Annotated in this window: 21 protein-coding genes; 11 read left to right on the forward strand and 10 right to left on the reverse strand. The window is 40.6% G+C overall.

Translation table 11 applies throughout. From position 1 onward, the window contains the following. Positions 1-133: 133 nt before the first annotated feature. The gene (locus FFM66_RS03375; RefSeq protein WP_137604992.1) at positions 134-1,315 is read left to right on the forward strand and encodes a pyridoxal phosphate-dependent aminotransferase; all 1,182 of its coding nucleotides are present in this window, start codon (positions 134-136) and stop codon (positions 1,313-1,315) included. Positions 1,316-1,359: 44 nt separating this feature from the next. Here the strand turns inward: FFM66_RS03375 and FFM66_RS03380 are convergent, their stop codons facing one another. After that, positions 1,360-1,563, reverse strand: a complete 204-nt coding sequence (locus FFM66_RS03380; protein ID WP_048604800.1) for a DUF4649 family protein — start codon at positions 1,561-1,563, stop codon at positions 1,360-1,362. 178 nt (positions 1,564-1,741) lie between these two features. On the opposite strand from FFM66_RS03380, the gene FFM66_RS03385 reads away from it, so the two are divergent. Further along, the gene (locus FFM66_RS03385) at positions 1,742-2,608 is read left to right on the forward strand and encodes a phosphate ABC transporter substrate-binding protein PstS family protein (protein ID WP_137604993.1); all 867 of its coding nucleotides are present in this window, start codon (positions 1,742-1,744) and stop codon (positions 2,606-2,608) included. 33 nt (positions 2,609-2,641) lie between these two features. On the opposite strand, the gene FFM66_RS03390 is transcribed toward FFM66_RS03385, so the two are convergent. After that, a complete protein-coding gene (locus tag FFM66_RS03390; RefSeq protein ID WP_137604994.1) occupies positions 2,642-3,559 on the reverse strand; it encodes a helix-turn-helix transcriptional regulator in 918 nt (305 codons plus the stop codon). A gap of 91 nt (positions 3,560-3,650) precedes the next feature. On the opposite strand from FFM66_RS03390, the gene FFM66_RS03395 reads away from it, so the two are divergent. Beyond that, positions 3,651-4,127: a GyrI-like domain-containing protein gene (locus tag FFM66_RS03395; protein ID WP_048604802.1), complete on the forward strand. Its 477-nt coding sequence runs from the start codon at positions 3,651-3,653 to the stop codon at positions 4,125-4,127. Positions 4,128-4,213: 86 nt separating this feature from the next. On the opposite strand, the gene FFM66_RS03400 is transcribed toward FFM66_RS03395, so the two are convergent. The 3 genes from FFM66_RS03400 to FFM66_RS03410 all read right to left on the reverse strand — a co-directional run bounded on the left by FFM66_RS03400 (position 4,214) and on the right by FFM66_RS03410 (position 7,201). Then, a complete protein-coding gene (locus FFM66_RS03400) occupies positions 4,214-4,615 on the reverse strand; it encodes a DUF4809 family protein (RefSeq protein ID WP_137604995.1) in 402 nt (133 codons plus the stop codon). Between the two features lie 151 nt (positions 4,616-4,766). Then, on the reverse strand, positions 4,767-6,497 hold the full coding sequence (locus FFM66_RS03405; RefSeq protein ID WP_137604996.1) for a sensor histidine kinase: 1,731 nt from the start codon (positions 6,495-6,497) through the stop codon (positions 4,767-4,769). Beyond that, positions 6,494-7,201 carry a response regulator transcription factor gene (locus FFM66_RS03410; RefSeq protein ID WP_048604805.1) on the reverse strand — a complete coding sequence of 236 codons (708 nt, stop codon included), beginning with the start codon at positions 7,199-7,201 and terminating at the stop codon, positions 6,494-6,496. The genes FFM66_RS03405 and FFM66_RS03410 overlap by 4 nt, the downstream gene beginning before the upstream one ends. Positions 7,202-7,332: 131 nt before the next feature. Here FFM66_RS03410 and FFM66_RS03415 point away from each other — a divergent pair, with 131 nt between their 5' ends. From FFM66_RS03415 to FFM66_RS03430, 4 genes are read left to right on the forward strand one after another with little or no spacing between them, the layout of a single operon-like run. Continuing rightward, on the forward strand, positions 7,333-7,836 hold the full coding sequence (locus FFM66_RS03415) for a 2-thiouracil desulfurase family protein (RefSeq protein ID WP_137604997.1): 504 nt from the start codon (positions 7,333-7,335) through the stop codon (positions 7,834-7,836). Continuing rightward, positions 7,796-8,134: a putative DNA-binding protein gene (locus FFM66_RS03420; protein WP_048604807.1), complete on the forward strand. Its 339-nt coding sequence runs from the start codon at positions 7,796-7,798 to the stop codon at positions 8,132-8,134. The genes FFM66_RS03415 and FFM66_RS03420 overlap by 41 nt, the downstream gene beginning before the upstream one ends. Before the next feature lie 14 nt (positions 8,135-8,148). Then, positions 8,149-9,567 carry a signal recognition particle protein gene (gene ffh, locus FFM66_RS03425; RefSeq protein WP_048604808.1) on the forward strand — a complete coding sequence of 473 codons (1,419 nt, stop codon included), beginning with the start codon at positions 8,149-8,151 and terminating at the stop codon, positions 9,565-9,567. Between the two features lie 58 nt (positions 9,568-9,625). Continuing rightward, entirely contained in the window at positions 9,626-9,922 is a 297-nt protein-coding gene (locus FFM66_RS03430; protein WP_137604998.1) for an antibiotic biosynthesis monooxygenase family protein, read from the forward strand. A 67-nt stretch (positions 9,923-9,989) separates the two neighbouring features. Here FFM66_RS03430 and FFM66_RS03435 read toward each other — a convergent pair whose 3' ends face one another. The 4 genes from FFM66_RS03435 to FFM66_RS03450 form a co-directional block, all read right to left on the reverse strand. Beyond that, positions 9,990-11,381: an L-cystine transporter gene (locus FFM66_RS03435; protein WP_137604999.1), complete on the reverse strand. Its 1,392-nt coding sequence runs from the start codon at positions 11,379-11,381 to the stop codon at positions 9,990-9,992. A 194-nt stretch (positions 11,382-11,575) separates the two neighbouring features. After that, positions 11,576-12,790, reverse strand: a complete 1,215-nt coding sequence (locus FFM66_RS03440; RefSeq protein ID WP_137605000.1) for an ABC-2 transporter permease — start codon at positions 12,788-12,790, stop codon at positions 11,576-11,578. Positions 12,791-12,802: 12 nt separating this feature from the next. Beyond that, entirely contained in the window at positions 12,803-13,681 is an 879-nt protein-coding gene (locus FFM66_RS03445) for an ATP-binding cassette domain-containing protein (RefSeq protein WP_048604812.1), read from the reverse strand. A gap of 1 nt (position 13,682) precedes the next feature. Next, positions 13,683-14,063, reverse strand: coding sequence for a GntR family transcriptional regulator (locus FFM66_RS03450; protein WP_137605001.1), 381 nt, complete (start codon positions 14,061-14,063; stop codon positions 13,683-13,685). Between the two features lie 130 nt (positions 14,064-14,193). Here FFM66_RS03450 and FFM66_RS03455 point away from each other — a divergent pair, with 130 nt between their 5' ends. Both FFM66_RS03455 and FFM66_RS03460 read left to right on the forward strand, forming a co-directional pair. After that, on the forward strand, positions 14,194-14,781 hold the full coding sequence (locus FFM66_RS03455; RefSeq protein ID WP_048604814.1) for a DNA-3-methyladenine glycosylase I: 588 nt from the start codon (positions 14,194-14,196) through the stop codon (positions 14,779-14,781). Positions 14,782-14,791: 10 nt separating this feature from the next. Next, on the forward strand, positions 14,792-15,313 hold the full coding sequence (locus FFM66_RS03460; RefSeq protein WP_137605002.1) for a dihydrofolate reductase family protein: 522 nt from the start codon (positions 14,792-14,794) through the stop codon (positions 15,311-15,313). Between the two features lie 52 nt (positions 15,314-15,365). Here the strand turns inward: FFM66_RS03460 and FFM66_RS03465 are convergent, their stop codons facing one another. Next, a complete protein-coding gene (locus FFM66_RS03465; RefSeq protein WP_137605003.1) occupies positions 15,366-15,920 on the reverse strand; it encodes an NADPH-dependent FMN reductase in 555 nt (184 codons plus the stop codon). A 166-nt stretch (positions 15,921-16,086) separates the two neighbouring features. Here FFM66_RS03465 and rpsP point away from each other — a divergent pair, with 166 nt between their 5' ends. Both rpsP and FFM66_RS03475 read left to right on the forward strand, forming a co-directional pair. Continuing rightward, positions 16,087-16,362 carry a 30S ribosomal protein S16 gene (gene rpsP, locus FFM66_RS03470; protein ID WP_048604817.1) on the forward strand — a complete coding sequence of 92 codons (276 nt, stop codon included), beginning with the start codon at positions 16,087-16,089 and terminating at the stop codon, positions 16,360-16,362. A gap of 11 nt (positions 16,363-16,373) precedes the next feature. Next, on the forward strand, positions 16,374-16,622 hold the full coding sequence (locus tag FFM66_RS03475; RefSeq protein WP_048604818.1) for a KH domain-containing protein: 249 nt from the start codon (positions 16,374-16,376) through the stop codon (positions 16,620-16,622). The last annotated feature ends 2 nt before the right edge of the window (positions 16,623-16,624 follow it).

A 16,624-nucleotide genomic window follows, 5' to 3' on the forward strand; every position in this document is an offset into this window, starting at 1 on the left:
GTTTACATAAATGCTAACATAAATTAAATTCGTTTGCAATACAGACGACAATCGCCTTGATTGTTTTTTAGATTAAAAAATGATTAATTTTTCTGATAATTTATGGTAGGATAAGAGCTAGGAGCTGATTACTATGAATAAATTAAGTCAACGTTTTAATAAACAAGTATACAACATCCATATTTCCTTGATCCGTCAGTTTGATGAAAAAGTTTCTGGTATTCCTGATATTCTTAAACTGACATTAGGGGAACCAGATTTTAATACACCTGAGCATGTTAAAGCAGCTGGGGTTGATGCGATTGAAAAAAACTTCAGTCATTATACGGGTATGTCGGGGCTAGTTGATGTTCGGCAGGCAGCAGCACATTTTTTGAAGGAAAAATACGGCTTAAGCTATGATCCGTTATCTGAAGTTTTAGTGACGATCGGTGCTACAGAAGCAATTTCTGCTTCGCTATTGGCAATTTTAAATCCAGGAGATAAGGTTTTGCTGCCGGCACCTATTTATCCTGGCTATGAACCTGTGATCACTTTGGCTGATGCACAGCCAGTTTATATGGATACCAGTAAGAATGGTTTTGTTTTATCTCCAGAAGTTTTGGAAGCAGCGTTGCAGGAACATGGGGATGAGGTCAAAGCAGTAATTTTAAACTATCCAAGCAATCCAACGGGGGTAACTTATTCCCGAGAAGAAGTTCAAGCTTTAGCAGAAGTACTGAAAAAGTATTCTGTTTTTGTTGTGAGCGATGAAGTTTATAGTGAATTGAGCTACGATCAAACCCATGTATCCATCGCCGAATTTTTACCGGAGCAAACGATTTTAATCAATGGCCTGTCAAAATCTCATGCGATGACTGGATGGCGGATTGGCTTCATTTTTGCACCAAAAGAATTGACTGCTGAAATCATCAAGGTTCATCAATATTTGGTGACCGCGGCTTCGACGATTTCACAAAAAGCTGCGGTTCAGGCTTTGATTCAAGGAATCAACGATGCAGCAGTGATGCGAGAGGAATATCGGGAGCGACGGGATTTTCTTTTTGAAAAAATGTCCGGCTTCGGTTTTGAGGTTGCCAAACCATCCGGGGCTTTTTATATTTTTGCGAAAATTCCAGCGTCCTTTACTCAAGATTCAATGGCATTTTGCGTCGACTTAGCGGAAAAAAATCAGCTGGCGCTTATTCCGGGAATCGCTTTTGGTCCAGAGGCAGAAGGCTATGTTCGTCTGAGTTATGCTGCCAGTATGGAAAATCTGACAGAAGCGATGGAACGCTTGGCGAAATATTTACAAACTCCTGAAAATCAAAAATAAAAAAAGCAAAAATCTCCGAAAAAAATAGGAGATTTCTGCTTTTTTTAGCGATTTAAATAGTCAAAAAGTCCGCCGATGGTTTTATTTTCTAACAGGACTTCCTTGCCATCGATAAGAACCTTGGTTACAGGATAATTGTCCTGTAAATCAGGCACTTCCTTATATTGCGCGGCAACAAAATCACTGGCCTTTGGGTAGGTTTTGATAGATTCCGCATGATCACTGACGATATAATGGATTTCTAACATAAAATATCACCTCATTTTTTTATTAAGTGTAGCACTTTTTTATAAAAATAAGTTATTTAAACACTCGAAGGATTTACACAAACTTTACATCCCTTCACCAAACCTTTACAACAAGTCAATCGGAGGTTTACATCCCCTTGGTACACTAAGAATGTAATCAAGAGGGGAGAGAAACAAAGTGAAAAAAATCGGCTTCTTTTTAGCGTTAACAGGAATAATTTTAGCAGGTTGCGGCAGTTCGGGTTCAAATGGCAGTGAGGAAACAACAAAAATCGTTGCAGTAGGTTCCACGGCATTACAACCCTTAGTGGAAGCTGCTCAAACCAGTTTTACCGCAGAAAATCCCAATTATTCGATCTCTGTACAAGGTGGCGGTAGCGGAACAGGATTAAGTCAGGTAGCAGAAGGTGCTGTAACCATCGGTAATTCTGATGTTTTCGCAGAAGAACGGGACGGAATTGATGCGGATAAATTAGTCGACCACCGAGTAGCAGTAGTGGGTATGGCACCAGTCGCCAACAAAGAAAATGGCGTAGAAAATATAACAAAACAGCAACTGGTTGATATTTTCACCGGAAAAATCACGAATTGGCAAGAAATCGGTGGGAAAAATCAAGAGATTGCCGTAATTAATCGGGCATCCGGTAGTGGCACACGGGCAACCTTTGAGAAATGGGGCTTGGATGGTGCGCAAACAATTCAATCACAGGAACAGGATTCTTCAGGAACTGTTCGTAAAATCGTCGCTGAGACACCGGGAGCAATCAGCTATCTTGCATTGTCCTATTTAGATGATTCTCTACAGACGCTTTCTGTTGACGGAGTAGAGCCAACCCCGGAAACAATCCAAACCAATGAGTGGAAAATCTGGTCTTACGAGCACATGTATACAAAAGGAGAGCCAGAAGAAGCCGTCAAGAAATTTTTAGACTATATGCTGGAAGAAGAAATCCAACAAGGACCGGTCAAAGAATTAGGGTATCTGCCGATTACTGAGATGAAGGTGGAGCGCTCCGTTGATGGAGAAGTCACAGAATTAAATTAAAGAGAAACAGAGGCAGCGTCAGCTGCCTCTGTTTTACATATAGTTTGCGACCACGTTTTGAAGATAGCTTTTAAATTCCGTCAAAAAAAGTTCTTCGCTGGTAATGATTTTGGCACGGCTACCCAGAGAAAGCAAAAATCGAAAAGAGGCCTCGTTTTTTGGTAGACGCAGGGTAATCAGAAATTCTTCTTCATTGATTGGTTTCAGCGTTGCTTCACCGAAACGTTCGACTAAAACATCCCGCAGTAGATGGTGGGCTTGCAGTGTGAGAATCGTAAATCCCGGATAGATTCCTTCATTGGGCAAATCAAGGAGTCGAGCCTGAAAAAAGCGAGGAGCAAACGTTTTTTGACTAATTTGAACATTGGTCATGCGAGAAAGGCGAAAGATTCGAAAAGCATCTCGTTCAAGACTATATGCTTGCAAATACCAGCGTTCCCCTTTATATGTAAGATGATAAGGTTCGATGGTTCGCTGACTGAGCTGCCCTTCTCGGTCGAAGTAATCAAAAGTTACTAAAACATGAGCCGTGATGGCGTGATTTAATTTTTCTGCAAGGAGCTTTAATTCGGTTGTTCCCAGCCAGCTGGTATATTGAATCGATAAAGCATCCGTTGCGGTCTGTTCCTCTTGCATTGCTTGGATTTTGGTGATGGTCGCTTTGATTTCTGGACTTTCAATCAGTTGCTGGACACTTCCTAAGGCAATCAGCAAATGTTGAATATCCTGCGCCGTTAATAATTTTTTATCGACCTTGTAATTTGGCAGCAGACCGATGCCGCCGTTTCTGCCCCGTTGGGAGTAAATTGGAATATTGGCCAGACTAAGTGCTTCTACATCCCGCATGATCGTTCGTTTGGAGACACCAAATAGCTCCGAAAATTCTTGTGCGGAGACAAGTTCTTTTCTTAGTAAAATCATGATCATGCTGATCAATCGTTCGATACGCATAATTTTTTTCCTTTTCTGAAATATATGACAGCTAGTTGTCGTATTTAATCAGGTATAGTATACCCATACCAAATGAAAGAAGGCAAAACAAATGACTCAATATGAAATTCAAGTATTTAAAGAAACCGCAATTAAAGGATATCCAGCAGCATTACCATTACCTACATTGGAAAATGTAAAAGAAGTTTCCGAAAAGAAAAGCCAACACTTCTTTTCTCTTGCTAAAAGTGGAAAATTTCCTGCTTTGATGGCAGAAAGCACAGATAAAATCGGCTATGCCTTGAGTGAAGCAAAAGGCGATGTCTTGGAATACTTTGCTGGAGCAAACACGACAACAAATGATCCTGAAGCGCAAGAACGTATCATCCCTGCAGGAGAATATATTGTACTAAAGGGAAAAGGTGGTCCTAGTCGGAAACTATTCGATCAACTTATCAGTGAGTTTTTTGGAGAAATCTTACCAGAACATCCTGAACTGTACAAAGGCGATACTTTTGTGGTTGAAGCATTATTAAACGGCAATGCGATGGATGCAGAAGTTGAATTGCGCATTCCTTTAAGTAAATAAAAAAACAGCCAGCGACCTGTTTTCTTGTTTGTAGAAAAACAAGAAGACAGCATTGCCGGCTGTTTTTAAATTGGACTAGCGCATAATTATTCAGCAAATGAAAATTGTACAGGTGGCAAAGTGAAAAGGGCAAGCACTTCATTGACTTTGTCAAAAAGACAATCGTCACAAAGTTTGTTTTCAGCAAGAGTACTTTTGTTTGCTGTTGTATTTTTATAGGTCAAAAATTTGCCGTTTTCGGTCACAGCTACTTTTTGCATTTCTTTTTTGAAAACAACGGCATCGTCACCGATTCCAACTGGTTCGTAGGATTCTTTCCATTGGTTGGCACGAACGATTGTGGCAACCAGATTTTCGACATCTAAATCAGAAACAGGCAGTTCTTGCCCGTTGTATTGTAACGTATGTGTGGTACATTCAACGAAGCCGCAGGCATTGCAGCCGCCGTCCAGTAGAGAATGTTTTGTCGTGATTACTGCATCTTTCATAAAAAATGTTCCTCCGTTCTTTCTGCATTTATCATAGCACAGCTACGGGAACAATCAACCACTTTCAGAAAAATAATTGAGCGCTTTCAAATAAAAATGGGCCCAAAGAAAAACCCACAAAAGCAAATTTTCGGCTTTTGTGGGTTTTTCTTTATTCTGTTAAAGGTGGTAGATGAACTACAAACGTTGAACCGACACCTAAATGGCTATCAACCGTAATATCTCCGCCCAAGCGTTGCGTGTATTCTTTCACGATAGCTAACCCCAGCCCAGTGCCCCCAGAGTGCCGACTACGGGCTTTGTCCACGCGGTAGAAGCGTTCAAAGATTCGTTCCTGATCGTCGCTGTCGATGCCAATTCCTTGGTCCTGCACGTTGAGGGTCAGTCCATCCTTCAATCGAAAGCTAATAGTGATTTGACTCTCATTTGGTGAATAATGGATTGCATTTTCCACAAGGTTTTTAACGATAGGATAAAATAATTCTCGCTTCGTTTGCCAAAGGGCTTGGCTATCGCCATCAATCCTGATCGTTACCTTTTTTTTCTTTAGTAGGCTTTGATAGCTGCCAATCAATTGTTGCAGCAAAGGCATTAATTGGAGCGTTTCGGTGGGATAAGGCAATTTCTGTTGTCCTTTAGAAAGCTGAATGATTTCTTGAATCAAACGTTCCAGTCGACGAGCTTCATTTTGCATAATCGTCAAGAATTCTGTTAGTGTTTCTGGGTCTTCTTTGGCGCCATCCAATAACGTTTCAGTGAAACCGATCAGAGAGGTCACGGGTGTTTTCAATTCGTGGGAAACATTACTGACGAAATCTTGTTGCACTTTTTCCAGTTGACGGACACGGGTAAGGTCATAGGAGATTCCTAAAAGCTGTCGTTGTTCATTGAAGATGCGCAAATTGACATCCAGCACTCGTTCGTTAGGTTCATGGATGGTGACTTCTTCATGAATCGGTGTTTCTTCGTTTACCCGATAAATCAATTGGATCAATTGCGTGTCTTTGATTTGTTCCGCAAAATTCGTAGCCGGATCAATTTCTTGAAAAATTCCCAACTGTTCCTTCATTGTAGGATTCATCATGACCAACTGATGCTGTTCATCAATTATAAAAACACCGATCATTAGTTCATTTAACAATGTGTACAGTTGGTTTTCCGTTGCGGTATAGGCCTGATAGGTCTGACTCATTTGTTCGCTCAACTGATTGACTGTCTGATACAATTCTTCCCATTCTGGTGAAGGTTGCAAAATCATTTCCGTTTGATTCGGCTGTGCAATCATTTTTTTTAATACCGGTAAAACGGTTTCGATTGGTCGATTTCGTTGCCGCAAAAAATAAAAAAGCAATAGACTAATCAAAAAACACAGAATCGAATAGACGATTAAAATAGAGCGTTTGACCGTTTCAGCCTCTGCCAAAAAGCCGGCGGTGGTTTCGGCAATGCGCAGCATACCGATTGACTGATTTTGTTGTGTCAAAGGCAAGGCAACATACAGCAACTCCTGATCTAACGTTCGACTGTGACGAAGGGAAATCCCCAGTTTTCCTCCCGACAGCAAGGCCTTGATTTCTGGACGATCCGAGCGGGTACCGGACAAGGAGGAGTCAAAGGTGTCAAAAATAATAGTTCCGTCTTTATCCAATAAAGTGACCCGCTCATCGGAGTTTTCAATGTAGTTTTCTGCTAAAACCTCCAGCTCCTGTTGGTTGCTGCCGCCATCTGAAAGACGAATCAACAGATTTCCTTTTTTTTCAAGGTATTGTTCCTGCTGATTTAACACTTGCTGCTGATAAAAATTACTGATTAACCGCCATGCACCAAAAAAAATCAGCAGTAACAACCCAAACCAGAGGAGCAGATCGATTTTTTTTCTCATTCTTTCGGCTCCTGAAATTTATATCCGAAGCCGCGGATCGTTAAGAGATAATCAGGATTTTTTGGATCTTTTTCGATTTTTTCCCGCAGATGACTAACATGAACATCGACGATGCGGCTTTGACCGGTAAAATCAAATTTCCAAATACGATCCAGCAAGGTGTCTCGATCAATGACTCGATCCTTACGCTTCATAAAATAGACCAGCAGTTCAAATTCTTTTGGTGTAAGAAAAATCGCCTCTCCTCGGAGAAACACTTGATAGTTGGTCAAGTCGGCTTGAATCTCACCAATTTGCAAAAGTTGATTTTCTTCGGGAAGGGTTTCTTTTGTTTCCCGTGGTTTTAATCGGCGGTTGATCGCTTTCATTCGCGCAGTGACTTCTCTAGGACTGAAAGGTTTGGTTAAATAATCATCAGCACCGATCTCTAATCCGAGAATTCGATCGATGGTGTCATCTTTTGCCGTCAGCAGCAGAATTGGTGTCTCAATTTTTTCCTGACGTAATTTTTTTGTGATTTCCATGCCGTCAATGGAGGGCAGCATGACATCTAAAATAATAAAATCAAAAGCACCCGTCAAAGCTTGGTCCAATCCTTCTTGACCGTCCAACACAGCGGTCACTTGATAGCCCTCTTTTTCGAGATTGAAGGTCAAAAGCCGAATGATTGAGGGTTCATCGTCAACAATTAATACGTTTTTCATTTGCTGCTCCTTAAAAATCCTTAAATTTGTACTTTCATTTTAGCATACTATTAGGTTTTGGTACTATTGCCGATGCAAAATAAATGCTATAATAAACATCGGTCTAACATCAAGAGAAGGAGGCGTTTTTCATGATTGGAATCAGTGCCTGCTTAGGCGGTGTCTTCTGTCGTTATGATGGTGGAACGCAAAAAATTCCTTCTTTGGTCCGGTTAGTAGATGAAGGACAGGCAATTAGAATTTGTCCAGAAGTACTGGGAGGGCTACCAATCCCACGAGAGGCCGCAGAAATCGTTGGCGGTGACGGCTTTGATGTCTGGCAGGACAAAGCGAAGGTTTTGACAAAAGAAGGTGCCAATGTGACGGAAATGTTTAAGCAAGGTGCCCGTACAGCCTATCAAAAATTACAAGAAGCCGCAGTCACTCAGCTCATTCTAAAAGAACGCAGCCCCTCTTGCGGCAGTCAGATGATTTATGACGGGACCTTTTCGGGAACGAAAAAAACGGGTGTCGGCGTAGCAACGGCCTACTTTCTTATGCAAGGAATCAAGGTCTATTCAGAAGAAAATTGGCAGGAAATGATGGAGGAAGTTGATGGAAATCGAAAAAACGAACCGCATGAACGCCCTCTTTGAGTTTTATTCTACATTATTGACGGAAAAACAAATGAATTATATGGAACTTTATTATGCCGATGATTTTTCATTAGGAGAAATCGCCGAAGAATACGGCGTTAGTCGTCAGGCAGTCTATGACAACATCAAACGTACGGAGAAAATTTTGGAGGATTACGAAAAGAAACTTCATTTGTTTTCTGATTATATCGTGCGGGGTGAAGTGTTAGATCAATTGACAGAGTATGCTGTGACACATTATCCAAAAGATGAAATCTTAGCTGATTTAGTAAAACAGATCCAAGAAATTGATGAATAAAGGAATGAATAGAGATGGCATTTGAAAATTTAACAGAACGCCTCCAGCAGGCAATGAGCAAACTGCGGAGAAAAGGAAAAATTTCTGAAGCAGATGTAAAAGAAATGATGCGGGAAATCCGCTTGGCTCTCTTAGAAGCCGACGTTAATTTACAGGTAGTCAAAGAATTTACGAAAAATGTACGGGAGCGGGCAATCGGTGCAGAAGTACTGGAAAGCTTATCTCCAGCACAACAAATCGTTAAAATCGTTGATGAAGAATTAACTAAGACATTGGGCTCTGAAACGGTTGGTTTGGAAAAATCACCAAAGATTCCGACGGTCATCATGATGGCAGGTCTGCAGGGGGCAGGGAAAACCACCTTTGCCGGAAAATTAGCCAATCATTTGATTAAAACGGAAAAAGCACGTCCATTAATGATTGCAGGCGATGTTTATCGTCCAGCGGCGATTGACCAGTTGAAAGTGTTGGGACAGCAATTAGATGTACCAGTATTTGATATGGGAACAGATGTCAGTCCTGTCGAAATCGTTCGCCAAGGGATGGCAGTCGCGCGGGAAAAGAAAAATGATTATGTTTTGATCGATACCGCCGGACGGTTGCATATCGATGAAGCGTTGATGGAAGAGCTGCAACAAATCAAAGAAGTGGCACAGCCAAATGAAATCCTGTTGGTCGTAGATGCGATGACTGGGCAAGATGCAGTCAATGTAGCAGAAAGTTTCAATCAACAGCTGGGTATTACCGGGGTAATCATCACCAAATTAGATGGTGATACTCGAGGCGGGGCAGCATTGTCGATTCGCCAAGTCACTGGTGCACCAATCAAATTTACTGGTACCGGTGAAAAACTGACGGACCTTGAAGTCTTCCATCCGGATCGAATGGCAAGTCGTATCCTTGGTATGGGGGATATGATGACATTGATCGAAAAGGCGCAACAAGATTTTGATGAAAAGAAATCTGAAGAACTTGCGCGGAAAATGAAGGAAAATTCCTTTGATTTCAACGATTTTATCGAGCAATTAGATCAAGTGATGGGTATGGGTCCGTTGGAGGATCTTTTGAAAATGATTCCTGGAATGAACCAAGTTCCTGGTATCGAAAATGTCAAAGTTGATCCAAAAGACGTAGCTCGGAAAAAAGCGATGGTCTTTTCTATGACACCGGCAGAACGGGAAAATCCTGACCTGCTGAATCCTAGCCGTCGCCGCCGGATTGCTGCTGGATCAGGAAATAACGTTGTTGAAGTCAATCGAATGATCAAGCAGTTCAAAGAAGCTCGGACCATGATGCAAAAAATGTCCAAAGGGGATATGAACGTTCCCGGTATGGATCAAATGTTTGGTACCGGAGTAAAAGGCAAACTGGGTAAAATGGCCATGAACCGCATGATAAAGAAAAATAAGAAGAAAAAGAAAAAACGGAAATAAGAAACAAGCTGTCGTAATCATGAGTGATTTTCGGCAGCTTTTTCAAAAGGAGAAAAAGATGAGCATCACAGTGAATATTTTGTATACCGGTAAGAATGGAAATGCAAGGAAGTTTGCAGAGGAAATGATTTCCCAAAAAATCGTGGAAGCAATTCGCAAGCAGGCAGGAAATGAAAAATATGACTATTACTTTCCATTAGAAGATTCGGAGTCCGTGCTATTGATTGATCGCTGGGTAGATGAAGAAGCAATTGCTATTCACCACAAATCGCCCATGATGAAACAAATTGCTGATCTTAGAACAAAGTACAAACTTAAAATGAAGGTTGAACGATTTAGCGATTTGCCAAACTAGCAGGTAACATAAGTAATCGATAGAAAAAGGGTGTTTCTCGATTTGAGAAACACCCTTTTTGAAATGGTTAAGCATTTTCACTGACAAATTTATCCGCATCATTCAAAGTATCCCGATCCAATTCTTTGATACGGGCACTGGTCACCAAACCAGCAACCATGCTGTCGCTGACGTTCAATGCTGTCCGTGCCATGTCAATCAGTGGTTCAACAGAAATAACTAAACCAACGATTGCAACCGGTAAATTCATTGAACCTAAAACAATCAATGAGGCGAAGGTTGCACCGCCGCCAACACCGGCAACACCGAAGGAACTGATTGTTACGACAGCAATTAACATCAAAATAAATTCAAGACTGAACACATTGATTCCAACTGTTGGCGCCGCAATCGTTGCCAGCATCGCTGGGTAGATACCGGCACAGCCGTTTTGACCAATGGATAAACCAAAGCTTCCAGCAAAATTGGCTGTTGCTTCGTCAACACCTAAGGCTTTATGCTGCGTTTCAATGTTTAATGGCAAAGCACCCGCACTTGAACGGGAAGAAAAAGCGAAACTCAATACAGGGAAGGTTTTCTTCAAATAAGTCACAGGACTTACTTTGACTGTTGCCAAAATCAACAAATGAACAAGGAACATAACGAGAATAGCAACGTAGGAAGAAAGAACAAATTTCCCAAGATTGACGATAGCAGTAAAGTTGCTGGTTGCCATGACGTTGGTCATCAGAGCTAAAATACCATAAGGTGTTAAGCGCAGGACCAAAGTTACGATACGCATAATCAGTTTATACAAGCTATCAATCAGATTCGCAAAAAATTCTGCTTCTTTTGGTGCTTTGCGTTTGATTCCCAGATAAGCGATTCCTACGAATGCGGAGAAAATCACGACACCAATTGTGCTGGTTGCACGAGTACCAGCGAAATCTGCAAAAACATTTTTTGGAATAAATGAGACGATTTGTTCAGGAATCGACAAATCAGCAACCGCTTCTTGACGAGTCGCAAGTTCAGCAATCCGAGCTGTTTCGGCAGCACCTTCGGAAAATTTTGCGCCTTGTAAGCCAAATAAAATCGTCGAACCATAACCAATAAGTGCTGAAATAGCGGTAGTTCCCAAAAGTGAAATCAGAATCGTTGTACTGATTTTTCCAATTTTTTCGGAAGCTTTCATTTTAACAAAAGCGCCAACGATTGAGATGAAAACCAAAGGCATAACCAACATTTGTAAGAAAGAGATATACCCACTACCGACGATACTGATCCAAGACATTGCCGAAGTGATGCTTTCATTTCCGTTTCCTAATAGTAATTGGACGATGCCGCCAAAAACGACCCCAATGCCCAATCCGGCGAAAACCCGTGTTGAGAATTTAACGTGGCGTTTGCTGAGTTGGTATAAAACGTAAACTAGTCCAACAAAAAACGTGATAATCAAAAGTGTAAGAAATAATTCCATGTTTTTCCTCCTATAGGTTAATCATTTTTAATGAAAACAAATTTTAATACATGACTGAGTGTATCATAAGCCGGTTTTGCTATCAGTATAAATCTAACTTATGTGCGATACAAAAATAGGTACGGTGATAATGAAAAGATATCACAAAAAACCGGAAGAAACTTTTCTTCCGGTTTAAAAAGGATGAATTAAATTTAACGTAATGCCAGTTTGCGTTCTTTTCGCAAGCGAAGCCAGGTCTTGATACTGGAGAAGTAAACGAGGGTAAAGCAGATTCCTGCAACAACCAATAAAACAAACAAACTTTGGAAAATCGGCGGAAAAATCGATGCTTCTTTCTTTTCTAAAATTCTAAAAAAGTAATCGTCCCAACCGCTGAAAAATGTATTTTGAATGGAGAAAACAAACAAGGTCATGAGTAAAAAGATTGGGAAGCGGGAATGTGAATGCAGCAAGTAATCCCCATCGTGTTCCAATGATAATTTTTGGAAATTTCGATACGCCCATAATAAAAATAGTCCGCTAAGAATGAGTGCCAGCAGTCCCATATACCAACGTCCACTGGTTTTACCAATTTCAAGAATAAAGAGCAGGTTACCTAAATTAGACATGACATGAGAATCGTTGCCCTGTGCCAATTCTCCTAAATTGATATAATAATTGACGGCTTGTGGAACAAGGCTGACATAGCCGATAAAGATGAGCCATGTCAGAGGACCGAAAATCAGATTTCCGACCATTGAGCCAATAAAGATACTCAACGACAAGGCTAAGACAATCAAACAGAAATTATTTGCGACAGAAAAAAGTAACCGAGTCAATTCCACATTCATATAGGGTTGTGGAATCCCAAAATAGAAAATGAAGGTGTAAAGCAGTTGCCCGCAAATTACCGAACCCAAAAGAGGGAAGGCAATATGGGTGATTTTTTTACGAAATAGTTCTTTGCGACTAACGGGCAATGAGAATAAGAAACGATTAAAGGCGGTTTTCTCATCCACAAAGAAGAGCAAAAATCCGGCAAGTGCCACAAGTAAAATCACTAAACGGGAAAAGAGACTACCTGAAACATGATAATAGGTTTCGTTTTCATCATATTCCTTGCGTTTTTCTTGATCGGAAGGAGCTCCGGCAGCATCCTCCATCGATTGAAAAACATATAACGCTTGATCAACATATTCTTCATAAGAAGGGTAGGAGACATCTTTTTGCGCATTCTCATCCCAATACGTATAATATTCTGGATGCTCGATATATTCTTTCTTTGTTTTTTCTGCTTGATAATGGTCATTGGTTCGGTGCCATGAGGTTACAGTATTGTACCCATCTAGTGCATAGCTGCCAATAATCAGCAACATAAGGCCAATCAAAATCTTGCCGTAGCGTTTTTGATAAATCGTTTTAAGCATCGATAACTCCTCCTATCTGTAAAGTTCTTCTTTATTTAGATTTGCTTCAAATAAATCTTCCAAGGATAACGGTAGTTCCTCAAAAACCAACGGCTGTTCTGCCAAGATTTTGGCCGCTAATTGGGTATCATAATTTTCAAACACAGCAACGACCACCCGTCCTTGGAAAGCAATCAGTTTTGAATTGTCTTTAACGATTTGCGGTACTTTTTTAGTTTTAAAGACCATTTGGAATTTTTTTGCCGTTTCCCGCATCGTTTCCAAACGGTAATCTTTGACGATCGTCTGTCCTTTGATGAGCAATGCACGATCAATAATTCCTTCTAATTCCTGCAAATTGTGGGAAGCGATGACTGCCGTGCGTTTTCCATCCGCGATATGACCTAACAATAACCCAATTACTTTTTTGCGAATAATGACGTCTAAACCGTCAAAAGGTTCGTCCAACAATAAATACGTGGCATTCGAGCTAATTGCCAGAATCATTTGGAACAGGCCTTGCATTCCTTTTGACATGCGGCGGTAGGAAAGATGCAACGGTAGCTGATGTTCTTTTGTTAATGCTAGAAACTGGTCTTGATCAAAGAAAGGATAAGCTGCCCGGTAAAACTCACCGATTTTTTTCAGCGAATAGGCTTTTAGAAAATTATCGACTTCATCGATATAAAAAATCTGTGCCTTTAATGCTGGATCTTGTTGTAAATTGCGGTCATTGATGGTGATCGTTCCACTCTCCGGTAAGTAATGATCGGCAATTGTCCGAAATAAAGTTGTTTTCCCCGAACCGTTTCGACCGACTAGTCCCACAATTTCATTTGGATAAAGGACAAAATCAATTTTTTCCAAAATTTGTTTTTGTCCGATTTTTTTTGAGAGATTCGTAATTTTCATGCTACTGTCCTCCTAACTTTTCTTCGGCCTCTTTGACCCAAGTAATCAACTCAGCTTGCGAGATTTGCAAATGCAGTGCTTCGATCACTAATTCTTTGAGCTGTTCTTTCAATTGCAAAATCCGAACCTCATCTCTTGGGGAATCTGTCATCGTTTTGACAAAGGTACCTTTGCCTTTGACGGTTACCAATACTTGTTCCGTTTCCAAGACTTTGTAGGCTTTACTGACCGTGTTTGGATTCATCAACAACTGTTTTGCCATCTCACGGACAGAAGGCAACTGATCGCCAGCATTCAATACGCCATGCAAAATATCTTCTTTGATCCCCAGCACTAGTTGTTCATAATAGGGTTTGCTGCTGCCTTTATTAATTAAAACCATCTGAAAAACTCCTTTCCCTCAAAGTGTATCTATGTGTACTAGTATACATAGTACAGTTTGAAATGCAATCTTTTTTTGTAATTATTTGGTAAACTGACTGTAGCAAAATCAATAGAAAAGGAGGGATAAAATGCAACGATGTCCTTGGTCACAAGCCAATGAAAAAATGCAGGTGTATCACGATAAAGTGTGGGGTGTACCGGAATTTCGCGACCAACAGCTTTTTCGAAAATTAGTCCTTGATCTCAATCAAGCCGGATTAAGCTGGAACACGATTTTAAACAAGACCGAAACTTTTGACGAAGCATTTGAAGGTTTCGATATTGAAACCGTCGCTGGTTTTGATCAGGAGAAATTCGACTCGTTGATGCAAAATAGTGGCATCATCCGGAATCGATTAAAAATTGCAGCAGCGATCACCAATGCCCAATGTGTTTTAGCGATTCAAAAGGAATTTGGCAGTTTTTCTGATTATCTTTGGAAATTTGTTGATTTTCATCCCATCGAAAATCAGTTTGCAACAGCAGAAGAAGTCCCAACAAAAACGCCTTTGTCAGATGAGATTTCCAAGGATTTGAAAAAAAGAGGATTCAAATTTGTTGGGACAACCATCATTTATGCGTTTATGGAGGCGATCGGTATGGTCAATGACCATTTACTCACTTGTCCCTGTCATGAAACCGTAAAAGAAGTCAGTTTGACGAAAAATAAACATTAGGAGGAAAATGATGCGTAAACTTGTTTTTTATGGAGCCATTAGTTTGGATGGTTATTTAGCAGATACCGAAGATAATTTGCAGTGGCTTTTTGATACCCCCACAGGAGAAACAACGTATGCTGCTTTTGATCAATTGACAGATACATTGGTCATGGGACGAAAAACCTATGAAGAATCAAAAAAACTGACGGAAGGCACGCCTTTTTATCAAGACAAGGAAGTCATTGTGTTTTCCCGTAAATTGAAAGAACTTCCAGATGCTACGGTCGTTTCGGAAAATCCTGTTGCGTATTTGAAACAATTGCAGCAGCAAGAAGGGAAAATGATCTGGTTTGTAGGCGGCGGCAATCTTTTAAAGCCATTGTTGGAGGCAGATATGATTGATGAATGGTGGATTCAAATCGCCCCTGTCCTATTAGGAAAAGGCAAGCGGTTGTTTGAAGATGGAAATTATCACCAACGCCTTGAATTGGTTGATACAACACAAATGGAACAACTTTATGAACTGCATTACCGCAAAATTCACAAATAAAAAAGCACGCCATCCGAAGAGTGCGTGCTAGGAAAAGGTTGAGAGAAAGTTCTCAGCCTTTTAATTTTTCAAAAAACTCGATATATTTATCGGTAATCAATTGGAAGTAGCTAACCGTATCAGGTACAATCTCCCCGTTTTCATCTAAAAGATTTAAAATATTGCCGATATAAGCTTCAGGCTGTTGCAACGTTGGCATGTTCAAGAAAACTAAGGACTGACGCAGGTGATGGTTTGCACCAAAGCCGGAAACTGCTCCAGGAGAAACGCTGACCACCAAAGCAGGTTTGCCATCCCAAGAACTTTGCCCATAAGGACGAGAGCCTACATCCAACGCATTTTTCAATGCGCCAGGCACGGAACGATTGTATTCTGGTGTAAAGAAATAAATGCCGTCCACTTGTTGCAATTCATGACGAAAGGCTTGCCAGCTTTCCGGAACCTTTCCTTCAACTTCCAAATCTTCATTATAAAATGGGAGTGTGCTGAAGTCGATGAATACTGCTTCATAGCCCTCGGGTAAAAGCGCAGCAAGTTTTTTTGCAACGATTTTATTGTAGGAGCCTTCTCGTAAACTACCTACTAAAATACCAATTTTTTTTGTCATGTTCCTTCCTCCATTTCTTGGTTCTATCTCTATCTTAGCGAGAAAAGTCTGAAATGACAAAAGATACGCCAAAATAATTTGGACTGTAAAGAAAAAACTCTTTACACCTTATCAAAAAACTGGTAAACTATCTTTTGTGATTAAGACTAATGGAGGTGTAATCGTAATGGCAGTAAAAATTCGTTTAAAACGCATGGGTTCTAAAAAGAGTCCTTTTTATCGTATCGTAGTAGCAGATTCACGTTCTCCTCGTGACGGACGTTTCATCGAAACAGTAGGTACTTACAATCCTTTGAAAGACCCTGCAGAAGTAACTTTAAAAGAAGATCTAGTTTTAGATTGGTTATCAAAAGGAGCTCAACCTTCTGATACAGTTCGTAACATCCTTTCAAAAGAAGGCGTTATGAAAAAACATCACGAAGCAAAATTCACTAAGAAATAAGGGGACCAATTATGACAGATTTGAAAGATTTAGTCTTAACAATCGTCCGACCATTGGTTACGCATCCTGATCAAATTACGCTTGATGTAGTTGAATCAGATGATTTCTATGAATACAACTTATCTGTTGCTCCAGAAGATATCGGTCGTATCATCGGCAAACAAGGTCGGGTCGCTAAAGCGATTCGCACGATTGTTTACGGCGTGCGTACAGAAGGACCCAAGAAAGTCCGCTTGAATATTCTAGACGGCAAAGAGTGAGA

It is taken from the genome of Enterococcus songbeiensis, from assembly GCF_005405265.1.
In the GTDB taxonomy this organism is placed as follows: Bacteria; Bacillota; Bacilli; order Lactobacillales; family Enterococcaceae; genus Enterococcus_C; species Enterococcus_C songbeiensis.

Coding starts and splice junctions, on each gene's coding strand:
- FFM66_RS03375 (WP_137604992.1), top strand. CDS start 134: ATGAATAAATTAAGTCAACGTTTTAATAAACAAGTATACAACATCCAT.
- FFM66_RS03380 (WP_048604800.1), bottom strand. CDS start 1,563: ATGTTAGAAATCCATTATATCGTCAGTGATCATGCGGAATCTATCAAA.
- FFM66_RS03390 (WP_137604994.1), bottom strand. CDS start 3,559: ATGCGTATCGAACGATTGATCAGCATGATCATGATTTTACTAAGAAAA.
- FFM66_RS03395 (WP_048604802.1), top strand. CDS start 3,651: ATGACTCAATATGAAATTCAAGTATTTAAAGAAACCGCAATTAAAGGA.
- FFM66_RS03400 (WP_137604995.1), bottom strand. CDS start 4,615: ATGAAAGATGCAGTAATCACGACAAAACATTCTCTACTGGACGGCGGC.
- FFM66_RS03405 (WP_137604996.1), bottom strand. CDS start 6,497: ATGAGAAAAAAAATCGATCTGCTCCTCTGGTTTGGGTTGTTACTGCTG.
- FFM66_RS03410 (WP_048604805.1), bottom strand. CDS start 7,201: ATGAAAAACGTATTAATTGTTGACGATGAACCCTCAATCATTCGGCTT.
- FFM66_RS03415 (WP_137604997.1), top strand. CDS start 7,333: ATGATTGGAATCAGTGCCTGCTTAGGCGGTGTCTTCTGTCGTTATGAT.
- FFM66_RS03420 (WP_048604807.1), top strand. CDS start 7,796: ATGGAAATCGAAAAAACGAACCGCATGAACGCCCTCTTTGAGTTTTAT.
- ffh (WP_048604808.1), top strand. CDS start 8,149: ATGGCATTTGAAAATTTAACAGAACGCCTCCAGCAGGCAATGAGCAAA.
- FFM66_RS03430 (WP_137604998.1), top strand. CDS start 9,626: ATGAGCATCACAGTGAATATTTTGTATACCGGTAAGAATGGAAATGCA.
- FFM66_RS03435 (WP_137604999.1), bottom strand. CDS start 11,381: ATGGAATTATTTCTTACACTTTTGATTATCACGTTTTTTGTTGGACTA.
- FFM66_RS03440 (WP_137605000.1), bottom strand. CDS start 12,790: ATGCTTAAAACGATTTATCAAAAACGCTACGGCAAGATTTTGATTGGC.
- FFM66_RS03445 (WP_048604812.1), bottom strand. CDS start 13,681: ATGAAAATTACGAATCTCTCAAAAAAAATCGGACAAAAACAAATTTTG.
- FFM66_RS03450 (WP_137605001.1), bottom strand. CDS start 14,063: ATGGTTTTAATTAATAAAGGCAGCAGCAAACCCTATTATGAACAACTA.
- FFM66_RS03455 (WP_048604814.1), top strand. CDS start 14,194: ATGCAACGATGTCCTTGGTCACAAGCCAATGAAAAAATGCAGGTGTAT.
- FFM66_RS03460 (WP_137605002.1), top strand. CDS start 14,792: ATGCGTAAACTTGTTTTTTATGGAGCCATTAGTTTGGATGGTTATTTA.
- FFM66_RS03465 (WP_137605003.1), bottom strand. CDS start 15,920: ATGACAAAAAAAATTGGTATTTTAGTAGGTAGTTTACGAGAAGGCTCC.
- rpsP (WP_048604817.1), top strand. CDS start 16,087: ATGGCAGTAAAAATTCGTTTAAAACGCATGGGTTCTAAAAAGAGTCCT.
- FFM66_RS03475 (WP_048604818.1), top strand. CDS start 16,374: ATGACAGATTTGAAAGATTTAGTCTTAACAATCGTCCGACCATTGGTT.